Origin of the sequence: Spongiactinospora rosea, from assembly GCF_003315795.1 — a bacterium.
Lineage (GTDB): Bacteria > Actinomycetota > Actinomycetes > Streptosporangiales > Streptosporangiaceae > Spongiactinospora > Spongiactinospora rosea.
This window is the reverse complement of record NZ_QMEY01000001.1, coordinates 555881-582106: the sequence shown is the minus strand read 5'-3', so window position 1 is coordinate 582106 and position 26226 is coordinate 555881. Positions and strand designations below refer to the sequence as shown.

The 26226-nt window shown below is 70.9% G+C and carries 26 protein-coding genes and 1 pseudogene; 19 read left to right on the top strand and 8 right to left on the bottom strand.

The features are described 5' to 3' along the window. The first annotated feature begins 61 nt into the window (after positions 1–61). The gene (locus DP939_RS03040; RefSeq protein WP_113978596.1) at positions 62–1249 is read left to right on the top strand and encodes a winged helix DNA-binding domain-containing protein; all 1188 of its coding nucleotides are present in this window, start codon (positions 62–64) and stop codon (positions 1247–1249) included. 25 nt (positions 1250–1274) lie between these two features. Then, the gene (locus DP939_RS03035; protein WP_147267848.1) at positions 1275–1703 is read left to right on the top strand and encodes a hypothetical protein; all 429 of its coding nucleotides are present in this window, start codon (positions 1275–1277) and stop codon (positions 1701–1703) included. A gap of 10 nt (positions 1704–1713) precedes the next feature. On the opposite strand, the gene DP939_RS03030 is transcribed toward DP939_RS03035, so the two are convergent. Next, the gene (locus tag DP939_RS03030; protein ID WP_113978591.1) at positions 1714–2637 is read right to left on the bottom strand and encodes a proline dehydrogenase family protein; all 924 of its coding nucleotides are present in this window, start codon (positions 2635–2637) and stop codon (positions 1714–1716) included. 143 nt (positions 2638–2780) lie between these two features. Between DP939_RS03030 and DP939_RS03025 the strand changes: the two genes are divergently transcribed. The 7 genes and pseudogenes from DP939_RS03025 to DP939_RS02995 all read left to right on the top strand — a co-directional run bounded on the left by DP939_RS03025 (position 2781) and on the right by DP939_RS02995 (position 11002). After that, positions 2781–3245 carry a hypothetical protein gene (locus tag DP939_RS03025; RefSeq protein ID WP_225878013.1) on the top strand — a complete coding sequence of 155 codons (465 nt, stop codon included), beginning with the start codon at positions 2781–2783 and terminating at the stop codon, positions 3243–3245. Positions 3246–3382: 137 nt separating this feature from the next. Beyond that, the gene (gene dnaK / locus DP939_RS03020) at positions 3383–5269 is read left to right on the top strand and encodes a molecular chaperone DnaK (RefSeq protein ID WP_113978588.1); all 1887 of its coding nucleotides are present in this window, start codon (positions 3383–3385) and stop codon (positions 5267–5269) included. 26 nt (positions 5270–5295) lie between these two features. Continuing rightward, positions 5296–5976 (top strand): nucleotide exchange factor GrpE, encoded by a 681-nt coding sequence (gene grpE / locus DP939_RS03015; protein ID WP_113979473.1) that lies wholly within the window; start codon positions 5296–5298, stop codon positions 5974–5976. 35 nt (positions 5977–6011) lie between these two features. Beyond that, positions 6012–7190, top strand: a complete 1179-nt coding sequence (dnaJ, locus tag DP939_RS03010) for a molecular chaperone DnaJ (RefSeq protein WP_113978586.1) — start codon at positions 6012–6014, stop codon at positions 7188–7190. 4 nt (positions 7191–7194) lie between these two features. Further along, positions 7195–7444: pseudogene (locus DP939_RS03005) on the top strand (heat shock protein transcriptional repressor HspR); the annotation flags it as partial. A gap of 122 nt (positions 7445–7566) precedes the next feature. Continuing rightward, positions 7567–10161, top strand: coding sequence for an ATP-dependent chaperone ClpB (gene clpB, locus DP939_RS03000; protein ID WP_113978583.1), 2595 nt, complete (start codon positions 7567–7569; stop codon positions 10159–10161). Between the two features lie 97 nt (positions 10162–10258). Continuing rightward, positions 10259–11002, top strand: a complete 744-nt coding sequence (locus tag DP939_RS02995) for a hypothetical protein (protein WP_113978581.1) — start codon at positions 10259–10261, stop codon at positions 11000–11002. Positions 11003–11176: 174 nt separating this feature from the next. Here DP939_RS02995 and DP939_RS02990 read toward each other — a convergent pair whose 3' ends face one another. Next, positions 11177–11707: a hypothetical protein gene (locus DP939_RS02990; RefSeq protein ID WP_113978578.1), complete on the bottom strand. Its 531-nt coding sequence runs from the start codon at positions 11705–11707 to the stop codon at positions 11177–11179. Positions 11708–11879: 172 nt separating this feature from the next. Here DP939_RS02990 and DP939_RS02985 point away from each other — a divergent pair, with 172 nt between their 5' ends. Next, the gene (locus DP939_RS02985; RefSeq protein ID WP_113978576.1) at positions 11880–12116 is read left to right on the top strand and encodes a hypothetical protein; all 237 of its coding nucleotides are present in this window, start codon (positions 11880–11882) and stop codon (positions 12114–12116) included. 6 nt (positions 12117–12122) lie between these two features. Here the strand turns inward: DP939_RS02985 and DP939_RS02980 are convergent, their stop codons facing one another. Together DP939_RS02980 and DP939_RS02975 are read right to left on the bottom strand one after the other, a co-directional pair. Next, positions 12123–12791: a TetR family transcriptional regulator gene (locus DP939_RS02980; protein ID WP_113978573.1), complete on the bottom strand. Its 669-nt coding sequence runs from the start codon at positions 12789–12791 to the stop codon at positions 12123–12125. A gap of 106 nt (positions 12792–12897) precedes the next feature. Then, positions 12898–14019: a CapA family protein gene (locus DP939_RS02975; protein WP_113978571.1), complete on the bottom strand. Its 1122-nt coding sequence runs from the start codon at positions 14017–14019 to the stop codon at positions 12898–12900. 136 nt (positions 14020–14155) lie between these two features. On the opposite strand from DP939_RS02975, the gene DP939_RS02970 reads away from it, so the two are divergent. Next, on the top strand, positions 14156–14566 hold the full coding sequence (locus DP939_RS02970) for a Fur family transcriptional regulator (protein ID WP_113978568.1): 411 nt from the start codon (positions 14156–14158) through the stop codon (positions 14564–14566). A 56-nt stretch (positions 14567–14622) separates the two neighbouring features. Next, the gene (locus DP939_RS02965; RefSeq protein ID WP_113978566.1) at positions 14623–16071 is read left to right on the top strand and encodes a catalase; all 1449 of its coding nucleotides are present in this window, start codon (positions 14623–14625) and stop codon (positions 16069–16071) included. Between the two features lie 81 nt (positions 16072–16152). Here the strand turns inward: DP939_RS02965 and DP939_RS02960 are convergent, their stop codons facing one another. Continuing rightward, positions 16153–16359 carry a DUF397 domain-containing protein gene (locus DP939_RS02960; RefSeq protein ID WP_113978563.1) on the bottom strand — a complete coding sequence of 69 codons (207 nt, stop codon included), beginning with the start codon at positions 16357–16359 and terminating at the stop codon, positions 16153–16155. A 34-nt stretch (positions 16360–16393) separates the two neighbouring features. Then, positions 16394–17248 (bottom strand): helix-turn-helix domain-containing protein, encoded by an 855-nt coding sequence (locus DP939_RS02955; RefSeq protein WP_113978561.1) that lies wholly within the window; start codon positions 17246–17248, stop codon positions 16394–16396. Positions 17249–17896: 648 nt separating this feature from the next. Between DP939_RS02955 and DP939_RS02950 the strand changes: the two genes are divergently transcribed. The 7 genes from DP939_RS02950 to DP939_RS02920 all read left to right on the top strand — a co-directional run bounded on the left by DP939_RS02950 (position 17897) and on the right by DP939_RS02920 (position 24357). Then, positions 17897–18154 (top strand): hypothetical protein, encoded by a 258-nt coding sequence (locus DP939_RS02950; protein ID WP_113978559.1) that lies wholly within the window; start codon positions 17897–17899, stop codon positions 18152–18154. Then, positions 18141–18824, top strand: a complete 684-nt coding sequence (locus DP939_RS02945; RefSeq protein WP_113978556.1) for a hypothetical protein — start codon at positions 18141–18143, stop codon at positions 18822–18824. The genes DP939_RS02950 and DP939_RS02945 overlap by 14 nt, the downstream gene beginning before the upstream one ends. Positions 18825–18926: 102 nt before the next feature. Further along, complete coding sequence (locus tag DP939_RS02940; protein WP_225878062.1) at positions 18927–19580, top strand: TetR/AcrR family transcriptional regulator; 654 nt, start codon at positions 18927–18929, stop codon at positions 19578–19580. Positions 19581–19654: 74 nt separating this feature from the next. Continuing rightward, a complete protein-coding gene (locus DP939_RS02935; RefSeq protein ID WP_158578443.1) occupies positions 19655–20248 on the top strand; it encodes an HD domain-containing protein in 594 nt (197 codons plus the stop codon). Positions 20249–20360: 112 nt separating this feature from the next. After that, positions 20361–21233: a Rieske 2Fe-2S domain-containing protein gene (locus tag DP939_RS02930; RefSeq protein ID WP_199564905.1), complete on the top strand. Its 873-nt coding sequence runs from the start codon at positions 20361–20363 to the stop codon at positions 21231–21233. A 26-nt stretch (positions 21234–21259) separates the two neighbouring features. Beyond that, a complete protein-coding gene (locus tag DP939_RS02925) occupies positions 21260–22921 on the top strand; it encodes an FAD-dependent oxidoreductase (protein WP_113978548.1) in 1662 nt (553 codons plus the stop codon). Next, positions 22918–24357 (top strand): ATP-binding protein, encoded by a 1440-nt coding sequence (locus DP939_RS02920; protein ID WP_113978545.1) that lies wholly within the window; start codon positions 22918–22920, stop codon positions 24355–24357. Before DP939_RS02925 ends, DP939_RS02920 begins: the two co-directional genes overlap by 4 nt. Here the strand turns inward: DP939_RS02920 and DP939_RS02915 are convergent. After that, positions 24338–25093, bottom strand: coding sequence for a sulfite exporter TauE/SafE family protein (locus DP939_RS02915; protein ID WP_113978542.1), 756 nt, complete (start codon positions 25091–25093; stop codon positions 24338–24340). The genes DP939_RS02920 and DP939_RS02915 overlap by 20 nt on opposite strands. A gap of 65 nt (positions 25094–25158) precedes the next feature. Further along, positions 25159–26154 carry an SPFH domain-containing protein gene (locus DP939_RS02910; RefSeq protein ID WP_225878012.1) on the bottom strand — a complete coding sequence of 332 codons (996 nt, stop codon included), beginning with the start codon at positions 26152–26154 and terminating at the stop codon, positions 25159–25161. Positions 26155–26226: the final 72 nt, after the last annotated feature.

Sequence of the window (26226 nt, the reverse complement as noted above, 5' to 3'; positions counted from 1 at the left end):
GTATGACGACCGCAAGCCTACAGACAGTATCCGGGTGCCGGTCATCGGGTAGCGTGCGGTGATGCTGAGGGTCGGCGAGGGGCACGCACGCGGGTTCCGCCTGGCCCGGCAGCGGCTGGTACGTCCCGCGCCGGTCGGCGCGCTGCCCGACGTGGCCGGGGCCACGGGCATCCAGCACAGCCCGCCGGGCTCGGCGGCGCAGTCGTTGCACGTCCGGCTCGACGGGCTCACGCCCGCGCACGTCACCGCCGCGCTGACGCGGGACAGGATCTTGGCGCAGGTCTGGAGCCTGCGGGGCGCGCCGCACGTGATGGGCGTCGCGGACGTGGGGGTGTTCACCACGGGGCTGCTGCCCAACGACGAGGACTCCTGCCGCCACTTCATCCGGGGCGCGGAGCGGCATCTGGCGGCCTTCGGCCTGAGCGCGAGCACGGCGGTGGAGCACACGCTCGCGGCGCTCGGTCCCGTCCTGGACGGCCGCGCCCTGACCAAGGACGAGCTGGGCGTGGCGCTGGCCGAGCAGGTCGCGGCCCGCGTTCCGGGCGTCCGTAAGGGGCCGTGGGAGGAGCCGGACGGGCTGGGCCGGAACACGTACGGGCAGAGCCTGGTCCGCTACGCGCTCTACGTCGCGGGGCTGTACGGCACGGTCTGCTTCGTACCGGAAGGGGAGGGCGCGGCGCGGTTCGCGCTGACCGGGCAGTGGCTGGGGGCGCCGGTGCCCGTCTGGGACCCTCTGACCGCCCGCGCCGAACTGCTGCGGCGCTACCTGCGCTGCCACGCCCCGGCGACACCGCGCGAGTTCGCGGCGTGGTCCGGGGTGTCGCCCGCGTACGCGTCGCGGAGCTGGGAGTCGCTGGCCGGGGAGCTGACGGAGGTCCGGTACCGGGACACGCCCGCCTGGGTCCTTTCCGCCGACACGGACCTGCTGCGCGACCCGCCCCAGGCCACCGGGATCCGCCTGCTGCCACCCCACGATCCCTACCTGGCCACCCAGGACCGCACCGGCCTGATCCCGGACCAGGCGTCACGGCGGAAGGTCTGGCGCACGGTCGGCAACCCGGGCGTGGTCCTGGCGGACGGCGAGATCGCCGCCCTGTGGCGGCCCCGCAAACAGGGCGGACGGCTGACTCTGCGGGTCGAGCCGTTCACCACCCTGTCCGCCGCGGCCAAGACCGCCATCGACGACGCCGCCGAAGCCCTCGCCCCCTTCCGCGGGGCGGACACGGCCATCGTGACAGTGGAGCCGTAGCGCGGGGCGCTACCGTCCTGGGGTCATGAGGATGGAATTCCGGGGATTCGCCGGAATCGCCGGGGTCGTCGTGCTCTGCGCGGCCCTGCTCGGTGGGGCCGGGCCGGAAAGGCCCGTGTGGACCCGCCCGGCGAAGCCCTGCACCGAGGCGGGCGGCGCGCCGCCCGCGCTCGCCCCGCGAGGGCCGCACGGCGTGCTGGACGCGGGCGGGCACGGCGACGTGAGCACGGTGTCCACCGGGCACGTCGCCGGGCGGGCCGCCGTGGCGAGCGCCGGGTCGGAGGGGCTGGTACGGGTCTGGGACCTGGCGACCCTGGCCCCGATCGGCACGCCGTTCCCCGGCGAGCGCGCGGCCCCCGGGCGGTCCCTCTACGCGGTCGCCCTGGTGGGGGACACGCTGATCGCCGGAGGCACCGGCGAGGCCCTGTGGACGTGGCGGCTCGCGCCCCGCTGACCGACGCGGCTCAGCGCGCCCCCCGCCCGACGCGCCACCTGCCGCCGGCCGATTCGGCCAGCGCGCGGGCCAGGTAGGGGTACCAGTTCGGGCCGTACGGCACGCGGACCCGCACCACCGCCCCGAGCCGGGCCATCCGCCGCTGCTCGGCCGGACGTACGCCGTGGCGCATCTCGAACTCGAAGCCGTCCGGCCGCCGCTCGTTCACCACGGCCAGCGCGCTGGCGATGTCGATCAGGCACCTGTCCCGCACGGCGACCACCGGGTGGCCCTGCCCGGCCATCAGCACCTTCAGGCACCGCACGTAGGAGGCGTCGATCTCCCTGGGACGCTTGAAGGCCACCGAGGCGGGCGCGTCGTGGCCGCCCCTGCGCAGCCGTACCCGCGAGCCCTCACCGGCCAGAGCCCGGCACTGGTCCTGTGCCCGGCGCAGGTAGGACTGGACCGTCGCGCCGACGCCCGGGTACTCCTTGCGCAGCTCCTCCAGCAGCGCCAGGGCGGGCTCGACCAGCGCGTGCTCCTCGGCCCCGAGGGTGACCGTGGCCCCCGCGCCGAAGGCCGCCGCGCAGACGCGCGCCGCGTTGCCGGTGGCCCGCCGGTCGGCGTCGCGGCCAGGCAGGCCCAGCCCGAGCGCGGAGGGCCGCAGCACGATGTCGGCCCCGGCGGCCAGCCCCGCCCCGGCCAGCCGGTCGATCAGCGCGAGCTGGGCGCGGACCTCGGCCTCCGCGCCGCGCGCGTCGGCGACCTCGGGGCCGAGATGGTCGAAACCGACCGCGAGACCCGCCGCGCGCAGGTCGCGCGCCACCCGGACGGCGTCGTCCGGCGTGTCGCCCGCGATCTGACGGCGGGCCGCGCGGACACTGGGCGGGAAGGAGGTCGCGGCGGCCTCGGCGCGCCCGCTGCGCGCGAGCGCGGCCAGAACCTGACGCAGCACGGTGCTCCTCCTCTGTGGCTTGCTCTGTCGCTCGCTCTGTCGCTCGGCGGGAGGCGTGGAGGGGGCCCTGTCCAGGGTAGAGCGCCGGCGCGCGGTGGCACCTGAACCACGGGTCCCGGCGATTCGTTGAAAGAGGTATGCGGATGATGACGGCGACGATGGTGGCGGGATGCGTGCTGTTCGCCCTCGGCTGCGGGGCCGAGCGCGCCCCGGGCACGGACTCCGCCACCCCCACCCACCAGACCGTGACCTCTACCCCATCGATGACCCCATCGACCACCCCGTCGATCCCGAGCCCCGGCTCCCCCGAGCCGGTCGAGCCCAAGGGCGACACGATCGATCCGCGCCCGGTGCCGTGGATCAGCGCCACTCCCGAGGCGGGCGGCGAGCGCCTGCGCCTGGTGTGGTGGTCCGGCGTGGAGCCCTGCCGTACGCTCGACCGGGTCGAGGTCGAGGAGAGCGCGGCGGAGGTGAAGGCGACCATCTACGAGGGGCCCGCCCGCGACGCCCAGAACGTCGCGTGCATCGAGATCGCGGTGCAGAAGACCACCACGGTCACGCTCAAGGCCCCGCTGGGCGACCGGAAGGTCGTGGACGGCGCCAAGTGAGGCGTTCCCGCTGATCGACAGGAATGCGGCTGCGCGCACATGAGTTGAGTCCGGTAGGCTCAAGTCGTTTGACAAAGAGCCAACGTAAGCATCAGTATGAGTCGAACCGACTCAACTTTGACTACAAGGACGTACTCATGGCACGTGCGGTAGGTATCGACCTGGGGACGACCAACTCCGTCGTCTCGATCCTTGAGGGCGGTGAGCCCACCGTCATCGCCAACGCGCAGGGCTCGCGGACCACCCCGTCCGTGGTCGCGTTCGCAAAGAACGGTGAAGTCCTGGTGGGCGAGGTCGCCAAGCGGCAGGCCGTCACCAACGTCGACCGGACGATCCGGTCGGTCAAGCGCCACATGGGCACCGACTGGTCGATCGAGATCGACGGCAAGAACTTCACGCCCCAGCAGATCAGCGCCTTCATCCTGCAGAAGTTGAAGACCGACGCCGAGGCGTACCTCAGCGAGAAGATCACCGACGCGGTGATCACCGTTCCGGCCTACTTCAGCGACGCCCAGCGCCAGGCCACCAAGGAGGCCGGCACGATCGCGGGGCTCAACGTCCTGCGGATCATCAACGAGCCCACCTCCGCCGCGCTGGCCTACGGCCTGGACAAGGAGAAGGACCAGACCATCCTGGTCTTCGACCTCGGCGGCGGCACCTTCGACGTGTCCCTGCTCGACGTCGGCCAGGAGGACGGCCACGGCTTCGTCGAGGTCAAGGCCACCAGCGGTGACAACCACCTGGGCGGCGACGACTGGGACCAGCGGGTCGTGGACGAGCTGGTGAGCCGGTTCAAGAACGCCCACGGCGTCGACCTGGGCAAGGACAAGATGGCCCTGCAGCGGCTGCGCGAGGCCGCCGAGAAGGCCAAGATCGAGCTGTCCAGCCAGTCTGAGACCACGATCAACCTTCCCTACATCACGGCCTCCTCCGAGGGCCCGCTGCACCTGGACGAGAAGCTCACCCGCGCGGAGTTCCAGCGCCTGACCACCGACCTCCTTGAGCGCTGCAAGGGCCCGTTCCAGCAGGTCATCAAGGACGCCGGGATCAAGGTCTCCGACATCGACCACGTGGTCATGGTCGGCGGCTCGACCCGCATGCCCGCGGTGAGCGACCTGGTCAAGGAGCTGACCGGCGGCAAGGAGCCCAACAAGGGCGTCAACCCCGACGAGGTCGTCGCGATCGGCGCGGCCCTCCAGGCGGGCGTGCTCAAGGGCGAGGTCAAGGACGTCCTGCTGCTCGACGTCACCCCGCTGTCGCTGGGCATCGAGACCAAGGGCGGCATCTTCACCAAGATCATCGAGCGCAACACGACGATCCCGACCAAGCGCTCCGAGGTGTTCACCACCGCCGAGGACAACCAGCCGTCCGTGGGCATCCAGGTCTACCAGGGCGAGCGGGAGATCGCGGCCTACAACAAGAAGCTCGCCACGTTCGAGCTGACCGGCATCGCGCCCGCGCCGCGCGGCATCCCGCAGATCGAGGTCACCTTCGACATCGACGCCAACGGCATCGTCAACGTCTCGGCGAAGGACCTCGGCACCGGCCGCGCCCAGTCGATGACCATCACCGGCGGCTCCGCGCTGCCCAAGGACGACATCGAGCGCATGATGCGCGAGGCCGAGTCCTACGCCGAAGAGGACAAGGCCCGCCGCGACGAGGCCGAGACCCGCAACAACGCCGACGCGCTGGCCTACCAGACCGAGAAGTTCCTGCGGGAGAACGACGACAAGGTCCCCGCCGACGTCAAGACCGAGGTCAACGACTCGCTGGCGGAGTTGAAGAAGGCCCTTGAGGGCACCGACACGGCGGTGATCCGCACCGCGGCGGAGAAGCTCGCCACGGTCAGCCAGAAGATGGGCTCGGCGATCTACGCTCAGCAGCAGGCCCAGGGCGGCGACGGCGCGCAGCCCGGTCCGGACGGCGCGCAGGGCGGTCCCTCGGGCAAGGCCGACGACGACGTGGTCGAGGCCGAGATCGTCGATGACGAGCCCAAGGACCAGCAGCCGAAGCGAGACCAGTGACGCCGCTGTGGCGAGGGGAGCGATCCGTGAACACGCGTGAGAACGGGCCCGACCAGGAGCCGGTGATCCGCGACAAGCGCAAGATCGACCCGGAGACGGGTAAGGCACGCGAGACGGCCGCGGGGGGCGCCGACGAGCAGGCGGCACCGGCCGACGGTGCCGCCGCACCCGGCGGCGACATCGCCGACGATCTTGCCGAGCGCACCAGGGACCTTCAGCGGCTCCAGGCCGAATACTCCAACTACCGCAAGCGGGTGGAACGCGACAGGGTCGCGGTGCGCGAGCAGGCCACCGCCGCCGCGCTGGCGGAGCTGCTGCCGGTGCTCGACGACATCGGCCGGGCCCGCGACCACGGCGAGCTGACCGGCGGTTTCGCCAAGGTCGCCGAGTCGCTGGAAGGGGTGCTCACCAAGCTGGGGCTGTCGGCCTTCGGCGCCAAGGGCGACCCGTTCGACCCGACCGTCCACGAGGCGCTGATGCACAGCTACTCGCCGGACGTCACGGAGCCGACCTGCGTGGAGATCTTCCAGCCCGGCTACCGGATGGGCGAGCGGGTGATCCGCCCCGCCCGGGTGGCGGTGGCCGAGCCGTCCGAGCCGTCCGCAGCCGAGGAGGGGGCCGCCGCCAAGGCCGAGTCTCCGGAGTCTCCGGCGTCCCCGGCCGGCCCGGAGGCGGGCGGTCCCGGCTCCGGATCCGACGACAACTGACAGCGCAACCCCTCCCAGTGCTAAGGACGACATAGATGAGCACCAAGGACTACTTGGAGAAGGATTACTACGCCGTCCTTGGTGTGCCGAAGACCGCCACGGCCGAGGAGATCAAGAAGGCATACCGCAAGCTGGCCAGGCAGTACCACCCGGACGCCAACCAGGGCGACACCAAGACCGAGGCCAAGTTCAAGGAGGTCTCGGAGGCCTACGACGTCCTGTCCGACACCAAGCGCCGCAAGGAGTACGACGACGCGCGGGCGCTGTTCGGCTCGGGCGGCCTTGGCGGCTACCAGGGGGGCGCGGGGTCCGGGCGGGGCGGGTTCCCGTTCGACTTCGGCGACCTGTTCGGGGGGGCGCAGTCCGGGGGCGGCACCGGCGAGCGCATCGGTGACATCTTCGGCGGCCTGTTCAACCGGGGCGGGCGGACGACCGCGTCCACCACCCGCCCCCGGCGGGGCCAGGACATCGAGTCGGAGGTCACCCTGTCGTTCACCGAGGCGGCGGAGGGCAGCACGGTGTCGCTGCGGCTCACCAGCTCCTCGGCGTGCACGGCCTGCTCGGGCACCGGAGCGAAGGCCGGTACCACCCCGCGGGTCTGCCCGACCTGCGAGGGCACCGGCGCGGCCAGCCGCAACCTGGGCAACTTCGCCTTCTCCGAGCCCTGCCGCGACTGCCGCGGCAGGGGCCTGCTGGTGGACGACCCCTGCCCGGTCTGCGAGGGCAGCGGGCGCGGCCGGAGCACGCGTACCATCCAGGCGCGCATCCCGGCGGGCGTCGGCGACAACCAGCGGATCCGGCTGAAGGCCAAGGGCGCCCCGGGCGAGAACGGCGGGCCCGCGGGCGACCTCTACGTCCAGATCCACGTCAAGCCGCACCCGGTGTTCGGCCGCTCGGGCGAGAACCTCACCATCACCGTCCCGGTGACGTTCGCGGAGGCGGCGCTCGGCGCGGAGATCAAGGTGCCGACCCTCAAGGGCATGCCGGTCACCGTCCGCATCCCGGAGGGCACGCCCAACGGGCGGACGTTCAGGGTGCGCGGGCGCGGCGTGGCCCGCAAGGACGGCACCAAGGGCGACATGCTGGTCACCGTCGAGGTCGCGGTGCCGCAGCGCCTCGACGACAAGGCGCGCGACCTGCTCAGCGAGTTCAAGAACGCCACGACCGAGGCCGACCCGCGCGCGGAGCTGATCGAGCTGGCCAGAAGCGAGTGATCTCATGGATGCCGACTTCTTCCACCTGTCAGACGAGACGCCGGTCTACGTGATCTCGGTCGCCGCCCAGCTCTCCGGGCTGCATCCGCAGACGCTGCGCCAGTACGACCGGCTGGGCCTGGTCAGCCCGGGCCGTACGGCGGGCCGGGGCCGCCTCTATTCCACGCGCGACATCCTGATGCTCCGCGAGGTCCAGCGGCTCTCTCAGGAAGAGGGCATCAACCTCGCGGGCATCAAGCGCATCCTGCAGTTGGAGAACGACAACCTCCGCATGCGCGCCGAGCTGGAGCGGCTGCGCGCGGAGCTGTCCATGATCCGTGCGCTGATCCGGTACGAACTACCGCCGGCGTGACATTTTTCCCGGGGGGATTGGCAAATGGACTACAAGCTCACCCGTAAGAGCCAGGAGGCGATCTCCACCTCCATCCGCAGAGCGGCGGCGGAGGGCAACCCGGAGGTCGCGCCGGCCCACCTGTTCACCGCGCTGCTCGCCCAGACCGGCGGCACCGCGGTGCCGCTGCTGGAGGCCGTCGGCGCCGACTGGAAGAAGCTGCGCACCGCCGCCGAGCAGCAGCTTGAGGGCCTGCCCAAGGCCCAGGGCGCGACGGTCAGCGCGCCGACCACCTCCCGCGCCCTGCTGGTGGTGCTCAACACCGCCGCGGCGCGGGCCAGGCAGCTTGAGGACGAATACGTCTCGACCGAGCACCTGCTCGTCGGCCTGGCCGCGGACGGCGGGCCGATCGCGGAGCTGCTGAAGTCGCAGGGGGCGACGGCGGCGGCGCTGCTGGACGCGTTCGAGAAGGTACGCGGGCACGCCAGGGTCACCAGCGAGACCCCGGAGGACACCTACCAGGCGCTGGAGAAGTACGGCGTCGATCTCACCGAGCGGGCCAGGGCCGGGCGGCTCGACCCCGTGATCGGCCGGGACGCCGAGATCCGCCGGGTGGTCCAGGTGCTGTCCCGCCGGACGAAGAACAACCCGGTGCTGATCGGCGAGCCGGGCGTCGGCAAGACCGCCGTCGTGGAGGGCCTGGCGCAGCGCATCGTGGCCGGTGACGTGCCGGAGAGCCTGCGCAACAAGCGGCTGGTCTCACTCGACCTGAGCGCGATGGTGGCGGGCGCGAAGTTCCGCGGCGAGTTCGAGGAACGGCTGAAGGCCGTGCTCGCCGAGATCAAGGAGAGCGACGGGCAGGTCGTCACGTTCATCGACGAGCTGCACACCGTGGTCGGCGCGGGCGCCGCCGAGGGCTCGATGGACGCGGGCAACATGCTCAAGCCGATGCTGGCCCGCGGCGAGCTGCGCATGATCGGGGCGACCACGCTCGACGAGTACCGCGAGCGGATCGAGAAGGACCCCGCGCTGGAACGCCGCTTCCAGCAGGTCTACGTGGGCGAGCCGACCGTGGAGGACACGATCGCGATCCTGCGCGGGCTCAAGGGCCGCTATGAGGCCCACCACCAGGTGCAGATCGCCGACAGCGCGCTGGTCGCCGCCGCCGCCCTGTCCGACCGGTACATCACCGCGAGGTTCCTGCCCGACAAGGCCATCGACCTGGTGGACGAGGCCGCCTCCCGGCTGCGGATGGAGATCGACTCCCGTCCGGTCGAGATCGACGAGCTGCAGCGTGCGGTCGACCGGATGAAGATGGAGGAGATGGCCCTCGCCAAGGAGACCGACGAGGCGTCCCGCGCCCGGCTGGACAAGCTGCGCAGGGACCTCGCCGACCGCCAGGAGGAGCTTTCCGGCCTGGTCGGCCGCTGGGAGCGGGAGAAGGCCGGGCTCAACCACGTCGGCGACCTGAAGAAGCAGCTCGACGAGGCCAGGGGGGCCGCCGAGCGGGCGCAGCGCGACGGCGACTTCGAGGCGGCGTCCCGGCTGATGTACGCCGAGGTGCCCAAGCTGGAGAAGGAGCTGCAGGTCGCGGCGGCGCAGGCGCAGCCTGAGGACGCCATGGTCAAGGAGGAGGTCGGCCCGGACGACATCGCCCAGGTGATCTCGTCGTGGACCGGCATCCCCGCCGGGCGGCTGCTGGAGGGCGAGACCGCCAAGCTGCTGCGCATGGAGGACGAGCTGGGCAGGCGCCTGATCGGCCAGGCCCCCGCCGTGCAGGCCGTGTCCGACGCGGTACGCCGGGCGCGCGCCGGCATCGCCGACCCCGACCGGCCCACCGGGTCGTTCCTGTTCCTCGGGCCGACGGGCGTGGGCAAGACCGAGCTGGCCAAGGCGCTGGCGGAGTTCCTGTTCGACGACGAGCGGGCGATGACCCGGATCGACATGAGCGAGTACTCCGAAAAGCACGCGGTGGCCCGGCTGGTCGGCGCGCCGCCCGGTTATGTGGGTTATGAGGAGGGCGGCCAGCTCACCGAGGCGGTACGCCGCAGGCCGTACACGGTCGTGCTGCTGGACGAGGTGGAGAAGGCGCACGCCGAGGTCTTCGACATCCTGCTCCAGGTGCTCGACGACGGGCGGCTGACCGACGGGCAGGGCCGCACGGTCGACTTCCGCAACACCATCCTGATCATGACCTCCAACATCGGGTCGCAGTACCTGGTCGATCCGACGCTGGAGAACGGCGCCAAGCGCGACGCGGTGATGAACGCGGTCCGCGCGTCGTTCAAGCCCGAGTTCATCAACCGGCTGGATGACATCATCCTGTTCGACGCGCTGGGCTCGGAGGAGCTGAGCCGGATCGTGGACCTCCAGGCCGCGCGGCTGGCCCGCCGCCTGGCCGACCGCAGGCTGACCCTCACGGTCACCCCGGCGGCCCGCGACTGGCTGGCGCTGACCGGCTACGACCCGCTGTACGGCGCGCGTCCGCTGCGGCGGCTGGTGCAGTCGGCGATCGGCGACCGGCTGGCCAAGAAGGTGCTGTCCGGCGAGATCCAGGACGGCGACGAGGTCGTGGTCGACCTGGACGAGGCGGGCGACACTCTGTCCATCGAGGCCCAGCGGTCGCCTGTGCCGCAGTAAGCAGTTCCCCAGCTTTGGGTTAAGGCCCCCTGGCCGGGTCCGGAACGGCGATAGCTTCGGCCATCGCTGTCGACCGAACACGATCAGGGGGACGTGGATGTCGAACACACGCAAATTCGGGGCGATGCTCGCGGCGGCCACCATGGCCGCGGGGCTCACCTGTACGGCCGTCATGCCGGCGGCCGCCGCCCACTGCCCGGGGCGGGGCGGGCTGCCGCTGGTCAAGCCCGCCGCCGGTCAGCGGCCGGTGTGCGGGCTCGGTACGGGGGTGCCGGTCGTCGACTCGCCCGGCTCGATCAACCCGGCCTACGCCGGTTACACGCTCAAGCAGGCCACCGGTCTGCGGGGGCTGGACGGGCTGGTGCCCGCCACGCCGGTGACCGGCATCGCCGACCCGGGCGGCGCGCTCGCGGGCACCGGCGGCTTCGGCCTCCCGGGGCTGCCCAGGACGGGCCTGCGCACCGCCTCCCGGCCCGCCACCACCTCGCCCGGCCATTCGGCCCCGTCCGGCCGCTCTGACGCCCTGGGCGGCCCTCCTGGGGGCTCCGGCGGCCTGCTCCCCGACCTTCCGACCGCCCCCGCCCTCGGCTCCCTCACCGGCCGGGGCGCGCCGATCGGCCTGAACGGCCTGAGCGGCGCGGCCGCCCGCCTCGATCACGCCGCCGACCCGCCCACCACCAGGAGGAGGAGCGGCCCCGCCAGGAACGCCATCAAGAACGCCGCGAAGCACCGCCGCCCCGCCACGCACCACCCGGCGACGAACCCGCTGCCGCTCCCCATCCCGATCAGCGTCAACGACGTCCCGCTCACCGACCTCACCCGCGGCCTCGCCCCACAGTGACCCCATCCGGGGCCGCCCTCCCGGCCCCACCCATCACCCGGTGCGAGGTACGGCGAACAGCCACAGCACACGCGAAAGACCGGACACCAGGGCGCGGGCGGCAACGGCGAGGCGGGGCCTGGTGGGCATGCCGTACTCAGAGACCTGCGCCGAATGCGGTGACAGGGACCGACGTCAGGTGACGAGGGCGTCGAGCTCGTCTTCGGGGAGGCCCAGATCGACGCGGATGCGGTAGCGGGCGCGGAGGAGGGCTGATCGCTCGCCGGTGCCCTCCGGGCTGGCCAGGGCGCCCTCGGTGGCCCAGTCGTGGGCGGCGCGCAGCTCGTCGTACGCGATCAGCGTCTCGGTGATGTTGAGACAGGTCGCCGGTGTCACACCGCCCTCGGCGCGGATCGCCTCGATCATCTCCTTGCCCTCGGCGGGCCGGTCCAGCTCGAACAGCGTGTCGGCGATGCCCGCACGCGGATCGACGCTCACCTCCCCGCCGTCTTCCATCGCGCGCTGGAAACACTCCAGCGCGCGGGCCGGCTGCCCGGCCTGCCGCCATTCCTCCGCCGCCAGCACGAGGATCGCCGCCCGGGACACGTCGCCGGACACATAACTCGCCGCCAGGGAGTCGAGTCGCTTGGCCGTCGGGACGTGGTCGTCGGCCAGCAGCCCCTGCTCAAGCAGCCGATCAAGGTGCTCACGTGTCACATGTGCCACAGCGAGAGACTATCGACCGCCGCCCGGATTTGCCGGAACATTAGCCGCTGTTGCCTCGGTACGGCGAGCCCCGCCACTCTTCGGTAACGGACGGCACATAATTCACTACACTGCGGCGTGCTAATCGCGACAAATGGGCATTACGACTCTGACCGAGCGGTGGGAGGTCGCGATGAACGTTTCCAGGCAGACGATCTTCGCAGTGTCCTTCGGGCTGCTGTTCGCCGCCGCCGTGCCCGGAGCCGCCGGGTATCTCACCGGCAGGCTGGAAGCCGTCCGCGCCGCCGAACGCGACCTGCGGATACTTGAGGCCGACCTGCTCCCCCGCACCGACCTCAGTGACCACACCACCGGCTCCGCGCCGGTGTGCAGGATCCCGCCCCGGCCCCGCCACACCGGCCGGAGCTGAGATCCGTCAGGGGCGGCGGGGCGGCAGGTGGCTGGACAGGTAGCCCCTGATCAGGGACTTGGCCTCGGCCACGAACTGCGGATCGCCCTGCGGGTCGCGGCGGAAGGCGAGCTTGAGCACCGCGTCGCCCGCCTCGATGGCGACCAGCATGGCCTGGTCCAGCTCCTCGCTGTCGGCCAGGCCGAACTCCTGGAGCAGCAGCCCGCGCAGCCGCCCCGCGATGACCGTGTTGTTGTCGGCCACCGAGTCGAGCAGGTTGAGCTCGATGACGTCGGCGAAGTGCAGGGACCGGAAGCCCCGCACCCGCCGGTGCATGTCGACGTACTCGTCGATGATCACGTCCACCGCGTCCCACCAGCCCTCGAACTCCGCCGAGAGGAACCTGCGGCCCACGCGGGCGGCGAACAGCTCGACGTTGCGCCTGGTCACCGCCTGGGCGATGGCCCGCTTGTCGGGGAAGAACTGATAGATCGAACCGATCGCGACCCCGGCGCGCTCGGCGATCCGGGTGGTGGAGAGCGCCTCGTAGCCGATCTCGTCGAGGAGCTCGGCACAGGCGTCGAGCATCCGCTCGACCCGGCGGGCGCTGCGGCGCTGGGCGGGCCGGCGGCGGAGGGGCGTGGGCTCCATGCCGAGATCGGTGTCTTCCACAGGCAAGATGGACACGCCCTCCATCTTGCCCGCTGTCCCCCTGGTCGTTCAGGCTAACGGCACATTTGCTCACGCTGAGTGGCGTGCCGATCCGGTATGGCGACAACGCCCACGTCCGCCACGTACGCGGTCATCGGTCGCCCCGGCCCGCCGACAGCCCGGTGCAGGAGCGCAGCCCCCGCCACTCCTTCACCGCCTGCGTGCGCGCCGCCCCGGTGAGCGGCACCGGAACGCCGCCGTTGATGCGGGCGGGCGTCCACTGGTCCTTGAGGACCTTCCTGCCCTGCACGGTCAGCGTGAGCACGCCGGTCTTGCCGGTCTCCGGGCCGGAGTTGTAGAAGACGAAGTTGCCCATCCCGTAGTTGACGTAGGCGCCCTTGAGGTAGCCGCCGCCCAGCAGGATGTGCGCGTGCCCGCCGATGATCACGTCCGCGCCGGCCGCGACGAGCCGCGGGGCCAGTGCCCGCTGCGCCGGGTTCGGGCACTTCTCCAGCTCGGTGCCCCAGTGCAGGTGGACGATCACCGTGTCGGAGTTCTTCCTGGCCGCACGGACCGCCTGGATCAGCCTGTCCTCGTCCTTGGCCGAGGCCAGGCCGCCCTGCTCGGGCGTCGCCGTCCAGGGCTGGATGAACTCCGCGTCCAGCACCTGCGTGGCCCCGATGATCGACACGCGGTTGCCGTTGACCGTCGTCCGGTACGGCCTGTACGCCTGGGCGTCGTCCCTGCCGATCCCGACGATCGGGAAGCGCGACTTCCTGATCGCCGCCAGCGAGTCGCGCAGCCCGCTCTGCATGTAGTCCATGCCGTGGTTGTTGGCCATCGACGCCACGTCCACCCCGGCCGCCTTGAGCGCGGTGAACGCCGTGGGCGGCGCGCGGAAGGTGAACTGCTTGCCGGGCGCGGGCGTGCCCCCGGTGGTGATCGCGGTCTCCAGGTTGACCATCGCCAGGTCGGCCTTCTTGAGCACCGAGGCGATCGGCCCGAGCGCGGTACGCGGGTTCGCGTCGAGCCGCGCCCGCAGTACGCCTTCGAAGTGCACATCACCGCCGAACGAGATGGTGTACGGCCGGCGTTCCGGCTTCGGTTCGGTGGTCTTCGCCTGAGGGGCCGACTCCACGGATGACTCCGCAGCACGGCCCTCCGGCTCTTGCTCGCCCGCCGAACACGCCGCCGTCAGCAGCGCCGCCGCCGCGGTGACCGCGACGAGGGCACGGGCGCGCCGGAGGGCCGGGGGAAGGAGGTACCTCTTCATGACTAACCGAGCATGCCACCTCTAGCCGACATCCGGCGCCAATCAGGCATAAGCCCTGGTCCCGGACGTGAGGCGGCCACTAACTTGGAAGACTCAAAAACTTGAATCATTCAGCTTTACGACATATGGTCGGCTCATGGGCGATGCCGACCGGCTCCGCGACGCCGGGCTGCGGGTGACCGCGGCGCGACTCGCGATCATGCAGACCGTGCGCGAGGGCGACCACCTCGATGTGGACGCCATCCATCAGCAGGTCCATGAGCGCGTCGGGCGGGTCTCCCTGCAAGCCGTCTACGACTCGTTGGCCGCGCTGCACGGCGCCGGGCTGGTTCGCAAGATCGAGCCGATGGGCAGCCCGGCCCGCTACGAGGGGCGGGTGGGCGACAACCACCACCACCTCGTCTGCCGGCGTTGCGGGGCGATGACCGACGTCGACTGCGTGGCCGGGCAGGCGCCCTGCCTGGACCCCGTGGACGCCGCCGGCTACGTGATCGACGAGGCGGACATCACGTTCTGGGGCATCTGCCCTGGATGTCGAGGTAATTAGCGGAGTTCTCAGGCGGTAGCCGTACTCCGTCAGCGATCAACCGGAGGACCGCTTCAATGAGCAACCGGCCGACTTCCACCACGGACGCGGGCATCCCGGCCCCGAGCGACGAGTTCTCGCTCTCCGTCGGGCCGAACGGCCCCTTGCTGCTGCAAGACCACTATCTGATCCAGAAGATGGCCCACTTCAACCGGGAGCGGGTGCCCGAGCGCGTCGTCCACGCCAAGGGCGGTGGCGCCTACGGCGTCATGCGCATCACCGAGGACGTGAGCCAGTACACCAAGGCCGACCTGTTCCAGAAGGGCAAGGAGACCGAGCTCTTCCTGCGCTTCTCCACCGTGGCCGGTGAGCTGGGCAGCGCCGACACCGCCCGCGACCCGCGCGGTTTCGCCATCAAGTTCTACACCGAGCACGGCAACTACGACATCGTCGGCAACAACACGCCGATCTTCTTCATCCGCGACCCGCAGAAGTTCTCCGACTTCATCCACAGCCAGAAGCGGCGCGCGGACAACCACCTGCACGACAACAACATGCAGTGGGACTTCTGGACCCTCTCCCCCGAGTCGGCCCACCAGGTCAGCTTCCTGATGACCGACCGGGGCACCCCGAAGACCTGGCGCAACATGCACGGCTTCGGGTCGCACACCTTCCTGTGGTACAACGCGGCGGGCGAGAAGTTCTGGGTGAAGTACCACTTCAAGACCGAGCAGGGCATCGAGAATTTCACCGACGCCGAGGCCAAGGCCCTCGCCGCCACCGACCCCGACCACCACATCCGCGACCTGCACACCGCCATCGCCCGCGGCGACCACCCGTCGTGGCAGGTCAACGTGCAGATCATGCCGTTCGAGGCGGCGGCCGACTACCGGTTCAACCCGTTCGACCTGACCAAGGTGTGGCCGCACAGCGACTACCCGGAGATCACGATCGGCCGGTTCACCCTGAACCGCAACCCGGTGAACTACTTCGCCGAGGTCGAGCAGTCCGGCTTCGAGCCCTCCAACCTCGTGCCCGGCATCGGAGCCTCCCCGGACAAAATGCTGCAGGGCCGGCTGTTCTCCTACCCCGACACCCACCGCTACCGCATCGGGGCCAACTACCAGCAGCTCCCGGTCAACGCGCCGAAGGTGCCGGTGCACGGCTACAACCGGGACGGCGCGATGCGCTTCGCCAACGGCGGCGACCCGGTGTACGCGCCCAACTCGCTGAACGGCCCGGTCGCCGACCCGTCGCTGTACGCGGGCGAGGACTACCACCTGACCGGCGACATCGTCCGCAGCGCCTACCGCAGGCACGCCGAGGACGACGACTACGTCCAGCCGCGCGCCCTGTGGGAGAACGTCCTTTCCGAGACCGACCGCGCGCACATGGTGGGCAACATCGTCGGCCACGCCTCCGCCCCGGAGGTCACCACCGACACCAAGAAGCGGGTCGTCGAATACTGGACCAACATCCACAAGGACCTCGGCGAGGGCGTCGCCAAGGGCCTCGGCCTGGCCTGATCCGGCCCTGAAAGCCAAGAAGGACCCCCGGTACGCCGGGGGTCCTTCCCTGCTTTTCAGATCAATTTCAACGAAATCGGCTTACAAGTCGAACTCGCCGTCCCTGACACCTCCGACGAAGGCGTCCCACTCGGTGGGAGTGAAGACGAGGACGGGACCTGATCGGTTCTTGCTGTCGCGCACTCCGACATGCCCGCTCGCAAGCTGGGCGACCTCGACGCAGGCTCCGCTGGCCGCGCTCCGGGCGCTCTTCTTCCAGACAGCGCCGGAAAGGTCTACCGGGTACATTTTATTCGGCCTTCTTATCTGACATGCCGGAAGATCACTTCCAGCGATCGATGACCTTCTCCATGAGTTCCCTGGAAGCGTCCGGACCGAGGGCCTCGGACCGCAGGTGATCAAAGGCCAGCTCGTAGCCATAGACCTGCTGCGGCTCTTCGACCCACCGGGCGCTGTGCAGATGCTCCAGATAGACGACGTCCTGGAACTCCGGGAATTTCAGGTGGATGAACGAGCTGGTGTTGACCGGATGCTGAGCGTCCTGAGGCAGCACTTGCACGCGGACATGCGGCAGTTGACTGACCTCGATCAGCCTTTCGATCTGCTCGCGCATCACCGTCGCGCCACCGAACCGGCGCAACAGCGCCGACTCGTCGAGCACGACCCAGGTGGTCAGCGGATCCGGCTTGCTGATCAGCCGCTGGCGGGCGAGGCGTGCCTCGACCCTGGCGCGGAGATCGGCGGGCGGCAGCCTGATGATCGCCTGGGTGGCGCGGATGACCTCGCGAGCGTACTCCTCGGTCTGGAAGAGACCCGGAACGATCTGGGGTTCCCAGCTTCGCTCGAAGACGGCCTCTTCTTCCAGCCCCAGCAGTGTCGTGTACTCCTGGGGCAGGGCGTCCTGGAAGTCCTCCCACCAGCCCTTTCTCGACGCGTCCCGCAGCAGGTCCAGCAGCTCGCGCTGCTTGACCTCCCCGGCCTCGTACAACGCGGTGAGGGCCTGGACGTCGGCCCGCTTCGGCATGGTCTTGGCGGTCTCGATCCGGCTGACCTTCGAGGCCGACCAGCCGAGCTCGTCGGCGACGTGGTCGCCGGTGAGACCGGCCCGCTCGCGCAACCGGCGAAGCTCCTGACCGAGCCTGCGCCGACGGACGGTTGGACTGGCTCGTTCGGGCACCGCCCGGCCCCCCTTTGACGCCGTACGTGGTGTATCGCTGGGTGTGTCGCCACAGGACAGCGGGACCGGCGGCTGACCGGTGCCCCGCAGGGCTCTATCCTACATGCAACTTGCACAGAATGGTGCATTTGATCTATCGGGGATTGTGTCAAAGTTCCCCCCGATAACGGTTGCAAGTCCGGCTTCCCGGGTAAACCGCCAGGACATCGTACGCTGTGCGCATCAGACGGGGGTGCGCATCACGATTCCCCTGTGGCCACGCCCGTTCCACGGGACGCCGCGCGGGCCCCGCACGGCCTTCCCCGCATGTGTCGCACGGCGGCGTTCCTGCAAATTGCACGACACATGCACCGCACGAAGCACCGAACTTGAGAAGTTTGCTGCTTTTTACCTTGCGGCGGTACTTGCGTGATAGTAGGCCCGGAGAGACCATCTCTATAAGGGGGTAATCTCCCGCTCGCACTCCGCAACGCGGTCATGGACCGCGCCACGGACGGCGCACGGGGGTGTCAGCCAGATCAAACTTTGCACGACCCGCGCTCACAAGACGCGCCTGCCACGGCGGCGCAAAGGAAAACCGGGTCGGCGGCCACCGACCCGGTAAGTCCACAAGAGCTCCGCATCGAGTCCAAGCGAAGGAAGCCTCCTATGTACTCTCACGGTACCAAGGGAATCGCTCGAATCAAATCTTGGGTTCAGGACCTCATCGGCCGGGCCGACCGCGAACTCTGCATGGAAGAGGACGAGTTCGCGCACCGTATCGGGTGGACGGTGACCCGGACCGGCTTCGGCTCGCGGTGCTACCGCGACCCGAGGTTCGACCGGCTCAAGGCGGACCGCCTGCACGCCCTCGCGGCGCGGGACGGCCGGGAAGAGCGGGAGGTGCCAGGAAATGTCGCAGCGTAACCCGAGGAACAACCCCTACCCCTCGCGCGGCGAGGCGCCCGCGGCCGGCCGTACACCGTCGCTGGTGCGCGCCTGGCGCTGGCGCACCGAGTTCGCGCTGCTCATCGCGGCGGTGGCGGTCCTCGCGCTCATCGTGAGCGCCGTCGTGAACGGCAGCTGGTGGGCCGCTGTCGCGCTGACCGGCACGGTGTCGGTCCCGGCCGCCACGCGCTTCGGCCGCGGCTGGGTCGCCGCGCACCTCTGGTGCCTGTACTCCCGGCACCGCATCCAGCGGGTCTGCCTGGAGACCCCGATGCACACCGCCTCCGGGCGGATCCCCCTGGTGCTGTGGATCGCGCCCACCGCCGAAGGCGAGCGGGCGTTCATCGCCACCAGGGCGGGCATCTGCGCCGAGGACTTCGAGGCCTTCTCCGGCGAGCTGGAGGCGGCCTGCCTGGCCCGCCAGGTGCTGGTGTGGCGGCACCGCCGCCGGGCCAACCTGGTCGCCGTCGAGATCGTCCGCAGGGAGGGCCGCGCGCCCGCGGGCACCCCGGCCGCCGCCGGTCTGGACGGCGGGCGGTGGATGCGCATCCCCTCCTCCCGGGACACCGGGCCCGGCCTGCACTCTCCGCGGGAGATGGAAGAACCTCCTGATCCGCGGACCACACTGCTGATCCCCCAGACCGGCTGACGCGCCACACGGCCGGTACGGCGACCCCGGAGGTCCGTCCTCCGGGGTCGCCCGCTTAATACATAGCAATGCAATGCTATGTATTCTGGTGCCGTGGCCAGGATGAAAGATCCCTCGATTCGCACTCTGATCATCGAGCGGGCCGCCCACATGCTCCGGATGCGCGAGCCCATCACCCTGCGCTCACTGGTGTCCCAGACCGGCGTGTCCACGATGGCCGTCTACACCTACTTCGGCGGCATGGACGGCGTGTGGAAGGCCCTGCGGCAGGAGGGCTTCACCCGGCTGGCGGAGAGGTTCGCGCTGGTACGCGCGTCCGCCGACCCGGTACACGACCTGACCGCGCTGACCGCCGCCTACATCGGCACCGCGATGGACCACCCCGACCTGTACCGGATCATGTTCGACGAGACCCTGGAGCTCGAAGACCACCAGGCCGTCGACGCCACCTTGGGGCACCTGGTCCAGGCCGCCCGGCGGGGCCGGGACACCGGTCGCTTCCGCGCCGGCATCGACCCGCGGCGGCTGGCCACCCAGAGCTGGGTCGTCGGCCACGGGCTGGTCTCCCTGGTCACCGGCGGCTGCCTGTCCCCCCGGTCGCTCGACGACGGCGCCGCCATGCTGACCGCGCTGTTCATCGGCGCGGGCGACCGCCCCGACGGCTGCCGGGCCTCGGTCGAAGCGGGCTGGAGGCACCTGTCCGCCCCCATGGAGACCGACCGGCCGCCCGAGGTGACACAAGGTGACCCAAGGTGACCGGGGATGCAACGTATGACGTCGGGGCGGCGAACTCCCCCACCTGTTGATCAACGTCCGACTAGGCTGGGCGTGTGAGCGACGCGCGACTGCATGCACAGATCGACTTCCTCATCGAGATCGACAAGCTGAAGCGGGTCATCCGCCGCAATACGCTGATGGACGGTTCGCGGCGGGAGAACGACGCCGAGCACTCCTGGTACCTCGGCATGCTGGCGATGACCCTCGCCGAACACGCCCCTCCGGGCACCGACCTCAACCGCGTGGTGGCGATGCTGCTGGTCCACGACATCGTGGAGATCGACGCGGGTGACACCTTCATCTACGACGACGGCATGCTCGCCACCCAGGCCGAGCGGGAGCGTGCCGCGGCCGACCGGATCTTCGGGCTGCTCCCGGCCGAGCAGGGCAAGGCGATGCGCGCGCTGTGGGACGAGTTCGAGGAGCGGCGCACCCCGGAGGCGCGGTTCGCCAAGGCGCTCGACCGCATCGCGCCGCTGATCGCCAACCACCGCACCGAGGGCGGCACCTGGCAGTTGTACAAGGTGACCGCCGCGCAGGTGATGCGCAACGTGAAGATCATCGAGGAGGGCTCCCCCGGCCTGGCCGCCTACGCCGCCGGGCTCGTGGAGCAGTCGGTCCGCCAGGGGCATCTGGCGGCCTCCTAGGGACGCCCGGCTGGACGGTGTTCGGCCCTCGTGGTACGGGTAGATGACCCACCACGGAAAGGGGGCAAACGTGGAGGAGACCATCCAAAAGGGCACTCGATCCCGGAGGGGAATGCTCCCGAAGCTCGACCTGACCAACCGGCTGGAACGCACGACGGCGATGGACCGTACGATCCGGGCGCTGGCCAAGGCCGTGCGGGGCAGACTCCGCCCGGGAGGGCTGCGCGACCTGCTGCACGGGGTGCCCACCGGCACGCCCGCCCACCCGCCGCTCGCCACCGCCAGCCTGGGGTGCTGGGTGGCCACCGCCGTGCTCGACGCGACCGGCGCCGACCCCCGCGCCGCACGTACCGTGCTGGTCACCGGGCTGGCCGGCGCGGCCCCCGCGGCGGCGGCCGGCATCACCGACTGGTCCGTGCTGCACATCGAGCAGCAGCGGGTGGGCTTCGTCCACGCCATCGCCAACCTCAGCGCGTTCACCCTGTACGCGGGCTCGCTGGCGCTCCGCCTGGCCGGCCGCGAACGCGGCGGCAGGCTGCTCGGCTACGCCGGGCTGGGCGCGGCGAGCCTGGGCGGGATGCTCGGCGGGCACATGGCCTACCGGCAGGCGGCCGGGGCCAACCACGCCGAGCAGGTCACCCACCTGGTCCCGCTCGGCTGGCACAACCTCTGCGAGCTGAAGGACCTGCCCGACGGCCGCCCGGTGTCCCGCAGGCTCGGCTACATCGACCTGTTCGTGCTGCGCAGCGGTGAGACGGTGACCATCCTGGCCGACCACTGCAGCCACCTGGCGGGCCCGCTCCACCAGGGCCGCCTGACCAGCGAGGGCGGCGTGACCTGCGTGGTGTGCCCGTGGCACGGCAGCACCTTCCGCCTCTCGGACGGCAAGGTCGTGCACGGCCCGGCGACCGCGCCGCAGCCGGTGTTCCAGACCCGGGTACGCCGGGACGGCATCATCCAGGTCAGGCCCGCCGAACAAGCCTAGTCATCTCCGGTGATTACAGTGTTGCCATGGCAAATCCGGCGATCATCACCGTAGACGACGATCCCGCCGTCTCCAGGGCGGTGGCCCGAGACGTGCGCCGCCGTTACGGCGACCGCTACCGCATCGTGCGCGCCGACTCCGGCCCCGCCGCGATGGAGGCGCTGCGCGAGATCAAACTGAGGGGCGAGCAGGTCGCGGTCATGCTCGCCGACTACCGGATGCCGCAGATGAACGGCATCCAGTTCCTCGAGAGCGCCATGGACCTCTTCCCCACCGCGCGGCGCGTCCTGCTGACCGCCTATGCCGATACCGACGCCGCGATCGACGCCATCAACATCGTCGATGTCGACCACTACCTCCTCAAGCCGTGGAACCCGCCGGAGGAGAAGCTGTACCCGGTGATGGACGGCCTGCTCGACGCGTGGCTGTCCACGCCCGCCTCCGCCGAGGGCGACGTGCGGGTGGTCGGGCACCGGTGGTCCGCGCCGTCGTACAAGGTGCGCGACTTCCTGGCCCGCAACCTGGTCCCCTACCGCTGGGTGCTGGCCGACGAGCCGGAGGGCGAGCGGCTGCTGTCGGCCGCGGGGCTCGGCCCCGACGCCGTCCCGGTGGTCATCACGCCGGACGGCAGGTCGCTGGCCACGCCCGCGGTGAGCGACCTGGCCGCGCACATCGGGCTGAGCACCACCCCGGCGTCCGACTTCTACGACCTGGTGGTGGTGGGCGCGGGCCCGGCCGGGCTCGGCGCGGCGGTCTACGGGGCGTCGGAGGGCCTGCGCACGGTGCTCATCGAGCAGCGCGCCACCGGCGGCCAGGCCGGGCAGAGCAGCCGGATAGAGAACTACCTGGGCTTCCCCGACGGCGTCTCCGGCGCGCAGCTCACCGAGCGGGCCAGGCGGCAGGCGCTGAAGTTCGGCGCGGAGCTGATCACCACCTGCGAGGCGATCGGGCTGGAGGGCGGCGGTTCCTCCTCCCGGGTGCTGCGCATCTCCGACGAGAGCGTGATCGCCGCGCACACCGTCGTCCTGGCCACCGGGGTGTCCTACCGCAAGCTCACCGCCCCCGGACTGGCCGAGCTGACCGGGCGCGGGGTCTTCTACGGCTCGGCCGCCACCGAGGCCCCCAACTGCGCGGGCAGCGAGGTCTACATCGTCGGCGGGGCCAACTCCGCGGGCCAGGCAGCGGTCTACTTCTCCCGGTACGCCCGCCGCGTCCACATGCTCATCCGCGGGGCCGACCTGCGGCAGTCGATGTCGCAGTACCTGGTCGAGCAGATCGAGGCGATCGACGCCATCGAGGTCCACCCGTGCACCGAGGTCATCTCGGGCGAGGGCGAGGACCACCTGGAACGCCTGGTGCTGGCCGACGCCTCGACCGGCGAGAAGCGCACGGTCCAGACGTCCTGGCTGTTCGTGTTCATCGGGGCCGAGCCGCGCACCGACTGGCTCTCCGGCGTGGTGCAGCGCGACGAGCGCGGCTTCGTGCTGACCGGGGCCGACCTGCTCGCCGACGGGCGGCGTCCGGTCGGCTGGACGCTCCCGCGCGACCCCTACCACCTGGAGAGCAGCATGCCCGGCGTCTTCGCCGCGGGCGACGTGCGGGCGACGTCGGTCAAGCGGGTGGCCTCAGCGGTCGGCGAGGGCGCGATGGCGGTGTCCCTCGTTCACCGGTACCTGGAGGCGCGATGACCGCGACCGACCGGCTCACCCCCGCCGAGCTGCGCACACTGTTCCTGTTCGAGGCGCTGGACGACGCCCAGCTCGCCCACTTCGCCGAGCAGGGGCGCGTCCAGCGATCTCCTGCGGGCACCCCCGTCTACCTGGAGGGCGAGCCCGCCACCTGCTTCTACGTGCTGCTGCACGGCACCGTCTCGCTGCGCCGCCGCATCCACGGCGACGACGTCGAGGTCAGCCGTACCGACCAGCGCGGCGTGTACGGCGGGGCCGCGCAGAGCTACATCGGCGACAAGATCGACCAGGTCTACTCCAACAGCCTGCACGCGATCACCGACAGCGAGCTGTTCACCCTGCCCGCGAGCGTCTTCGGGCCCGCCGTGCGCGAGTGGTTCCCGATGGCGATGCACCTGCTCGAAGGGCTGTTCTTCGGGATGCGCGCCAGCCAGACGATCGTCGGCGAGCGGGAGCGGCTGCTGGCCCTCGGCTCGCTGTCGGCCGGGCTCACCCACGAGCTGAACAACCCCGCGGCGGCGGCCGTGCGGGCCACCTCGTCGCTGCGCGACCGGGTCGCCAAGATGCGGCACAAGCTCGCCCTGATCGCGGACGGCCGGCTGGACGGCAGCCGGCTGCACGAGCTGGTCGAGCTGCAGGAGGCGGCGGTCAAGCGCGCCGCCACCGCGCCGCAGATGACCGCGATGCAGACCGCCGACGCGGAGGACGCGCTGGCCGACTGGCTGGACGAGCGCGACATCGCCGGCTCCTGGGACATCGCCCCGACGCTCGTCGCCGGGGGCATCGACACGGCGTGGCTGGAAAAGGTGTCCGCCGCGGTCGGCGACGACGGCCTGGCCTCGGCGATCGGCTGGATCACCTACACGATCGACACCGAGATGCTGATGGGCGAGATCGACGACGCGGTGACGCGGATCTCCGGACTGGTCGCGGCGGCCAAGCAGTACTCCCAGCTGGACCGCTCGCCCTACCGGACCACGGACGTCCACGAACTGCTCGACGCCACGCTCGCGATGATGCAGGCCAAGATCGGGCCGGGGGTGCGCACGGTGCGGGAGTACGACCGCACGGTGCCGCCCGTGCCGGGCCACCCCGCCGAGCTGAACCAGGTGTGGACCAACCTGATCGACAACGCGCTGGCCGCGATGGACGGCGAGGGCACGCTCACCCTGCGCACCTCGCGCGACGGCGACATGCTCGCGGTGGAGGTGGCCGACACGGGCGTGGGCGTACCCGAGCAGATCCGGCCACGGATCTTCGAGCCGTTCTTCACCACCAAGGGGGTCGGCGAGGGCACCGGCCTGGGGCTGGACATCTCCTACCGGATCGTGGTCAACAAGCACCACGGCGACATCCGGGTGCGTTCGGTGCCGGGCGACACGCGGTTCACCGTACTCCTGCCGCTGGACCCCGACGCTAGTCCATCAGCAGGTTGACGATCGCGACGATCCCGACCACCACGATCACGCCGCGCAGCAGGGCGGGGGGCAGCCGCCGCCCGAGCCGCGCGCCCAGGTAGCCGCCGACCATCGAGCCGAGCGCCACCATCGCCACCGCCCACCAGTCCAGCGGCGCGACGAACACGAACAGGACCGCGGCGGTGGAGTTGACCAGCAGGGCCAGCACGACCTTGGCGGCGTTGATCTTCTGCAGGCTTTCGTCCAGGAAGATGCCGAGCAGGCCGATCAGCACGATGCCCTGGGCCGCGCCGAAGTAGCCGCCGTACACGCCCGCGCCCAGCACGCCCAGCCACAGCAACGGCCCGCCGTGCGGGTGCCGGTCGCGCCTGCGGCCCGCCAGCCACTTGCCGAGGTACGGCTGGACCAGTACGAGCACCAGCGACAGGCCGATCAGCACCGGGACGATGATCTTGAACGCCGACTCCGGCAGGTTGAGCAGCAACAGCCCGCCCGCCACCGACCCGATGACCGACGCGATGCCGAGCCGCACCAGAAGTCCGCGCTGGCCCCCCAGCTCCTCCCGGTAGCCGAGCACGCCGGTGACGCCGCCGGGGACGAGGCCGACGTTGTTGGAGACGTTCGCGACGATCGGCGGGTAGCCGAAGGCGAGCAGGGTCGGGAACGTGATCAGCGATCCGGACCCCACGACCGAGTTGATGCCGCCCGCCGCGACCCCGGCCGCGAACACCGCGACCGCCTCCCACGGTGTCAAAACATACCCCTCACCCTGAAACCGCCCCGATGCCCGATGGTAGGGGGCGGCCTGTCCCCATCCGGTCAGGGGGTCCCGTCGGCGGCGGGCTTGCGCGTCGTGCGGGGGCGCCTGCGCGGTTCGGGCTCCTCCTCCCGCTCCGGGGCGAGCAGGCCGCCGATGCCGTCGAGCAGGCGGCCGATCTCGGAGGGCACGATCCACACCGTGTTGGAGTCGCCCTTGGCGATCTCGGGGAGCGTCTGGAGGTACTGGTAGGTGAGCAGGGCGCGGTCCGGCTTGCCGTCGTGGACGGCCTTGAAGACCATGGCGATGGCCTCCGCCTGGCCCTTGGCCCGCATGGACTGGGCCTCGGCCTCGGCCTGCGCCCGCAGGACGACGGCCTCGGCCTCGCCCCGGGCGCGCAGCACGGCGGCCTGGTTCTCGCCCTCGGCGGCCAGGATCGCGGCCCGCTTCTGGGCCTCCGCCGCCGCCACGGACGACTGGGAGTCGCGGTCGGCGCGCATCCGGCGTTCCATCGACTCCTGGATCGAGGCGGGCGGGTCGATCGACTTCAGCTCGATCCGGTTGACCTTGATCCCCCAGCGCGAGGCCGTGCCGGACAGCGCGCCGCGCAGCTCCGCGCCGATCCGCTCGCGCGAGCCGAGCGCGTCGTCCAGGTCCATCCCGCCGATCAGGTTGCGCAGGGTGACCACGATGAGCTGTTCCATGGCCGACAGCACTCCGGACACCTCATAGGTCGCCGCCTTGGGGTCGGTGACCTGGTAGTAGACGACGGTGTCCACCGACACCACGAGGTTGCCCTCGGTGTTCACCGGGTGCGGCGGGAAGGCCACCACCTGCTCGCGCAGGTCCACCAGGTTCCTGATCCGGTCGATGAACGGCACGACCAGGCTCAGCCCCGGCTCCAGCGTGCGGTGGTAGCGGCCCAGCCGCTCGACGACGCCCGCGGTCGACTGCGGGATGATCCTGATCGTGCGGGCCAGCGCGAACCCGGCGAAGGCCACCACGACCACCAGGGCGATCAGCATCTCCACGTACATCGCGGCCCTTCCGTTGAGCAACCGTGCGAGGGAAGCTGGCCGAAATGGTATGTGGTCTTCGCTTTACTATCCCGTTAGGCGCGCGAATCGACC

What these genes read in the sequence shown, in the direction of transcription:
- DP939_RS03040 (WP_113978596.1), top strand. Translation starts at nt 62, where the DNA reads ATGCTGAGGGTCGGCGAGGGGCACGCACGCGGGTTCCGCCTGGCCCGG.
- DP939_RS03035 (WP_147267848.1), top strand. Translation starts at nt 1,275, where the DNA reads ATGAGGATGGAATTCCGGGGATTCGCCGGAATCGCCGGGGTCGTCGTG.
- DP939_RS03025 (WP_225878013.1), top strand. Translation starts at nt 2,781, where the DNA reads ATGATGACGGCGACGATGGTGGCGGGATGCGTGCTGTTCGCCCTCGGC.
- dnaK (WP_113978588.1), top strand. Translation starts at nt 3,383, where the DNA reads ATGGCACGTGCGGTAGGTATCGACCTGGGGACGACCAACTCCGTCGTC.
- dnaJ (WP_113978586.1), top strand. Translation starts at nt 6,012, where the DNA reads ATGAGCACCAAGGACTACTTGGAGAAGGATTACTACGCCGTCCTTGGT.
- clpB (WP_113978583.1), top strand. Translation starts at nt 7,567, where the DNA reads ATGGACTACAAGCTCACCCGTAAGAGCCAGGAGGCGATCTCCACCTCC.
- DP939_RS02995 (WP_113978581.1), top strand. Translation starts at nt 10,259, where the DNA reads ATGTCGAACACACGCAAATTCGGGGCGATGCTCGCGGCGGCCACCATG.
- DP939_RS02985 (WP_113978576.1), top strand. Translation starts at nt 11,880, where the DNA reads ATGAACGTTTCCAGGCAGACGATCTTCGCAGTGTCCTTCGGGCTGCTG.
- DP939_RS02980 (WP_113978573.1), bottom strand. Translation starts at nt 12,791, where the DNA reads ATGGAGGGCGTGTCCATCTTGCCTGTGGAAGACACCGATCTCGGCATG.
- DP939_RS02975 (WP_113978571.1), bottom strand. Translation starts at nt 14,019, where the DNA reads ATGAAGAGGTACCTCCTTCCCCCGGCCCTCCGGCGCGCCCGTGCCCTC.
- DP939_RS02970 (WP_113978568.1), top strand. Translation starts at nt 14,156, where the DNA reads ATGGGCGATGCCGACCGGCTCCGCGACGCCGGGCTGCGGGTGACCGCG.
- DP939_RS02965 (WP_113978566.1), top strand. Translation starts at nt 14,623, where the DNA reads ATGAGCAACCGGCCGACTTCCACCACGGACGCGGGCATCCCGGCCCCG.
- DP939_RS02960 (WP_113978563.1), bottom strand. Translation starts at nt 16,359, where the DNA reads ATGTACCCGGTAGACCTTTCCGGCGCTGTCTGGAAGAAGAGCGCCCGG.
- DP939_RS02950 (WP_113978559.1), top strand. Translation starts at nt 17,897, where the DNA reads ATGTACTCTCACGGTACCAAGGGAATCGCTCGAATCAAATCTTGGGTT.
- DP939_RS02945 (WP_113978556.1), top strand. Translation starts at nt 18,141, where the DNA reads ATGTCGCAGCGTAACCCGAGGAACAACCCCTACCCCTCGCGCGGCGAG.
- DP939_RS02940 (WP_225878062.1), top strand. Translation starts at nt 18,927, where the DNA reads ATGAAAGATCCCTCGATTCGCACTCTGATCATCGAGCGGGCCGCCCAC.
- DP939_RS02930 (WP_199564905.1), top strand. Translation starts at nt 20,361, where the DNA reads ATGCTCCCGAAGCTCGACCTGACCAACCGGCTGGAACGCACGACGGCG.
- DP939_RS02925 (WP_113978548.1), top strand. Translation starts at nt 21,260, where the DNA reads ATGGCAAATCCGGCGATCATCACCGTAGACGACGATCCCGCCGTCTCC.
- DP939_RS02920 (WP_113978545.1), top strand. Translation starts at nt 22,918, where the DNA reads ATGACCGCGACCGACCGGCTCACCCCCGCCGAGCTGCGCACACTGTTC.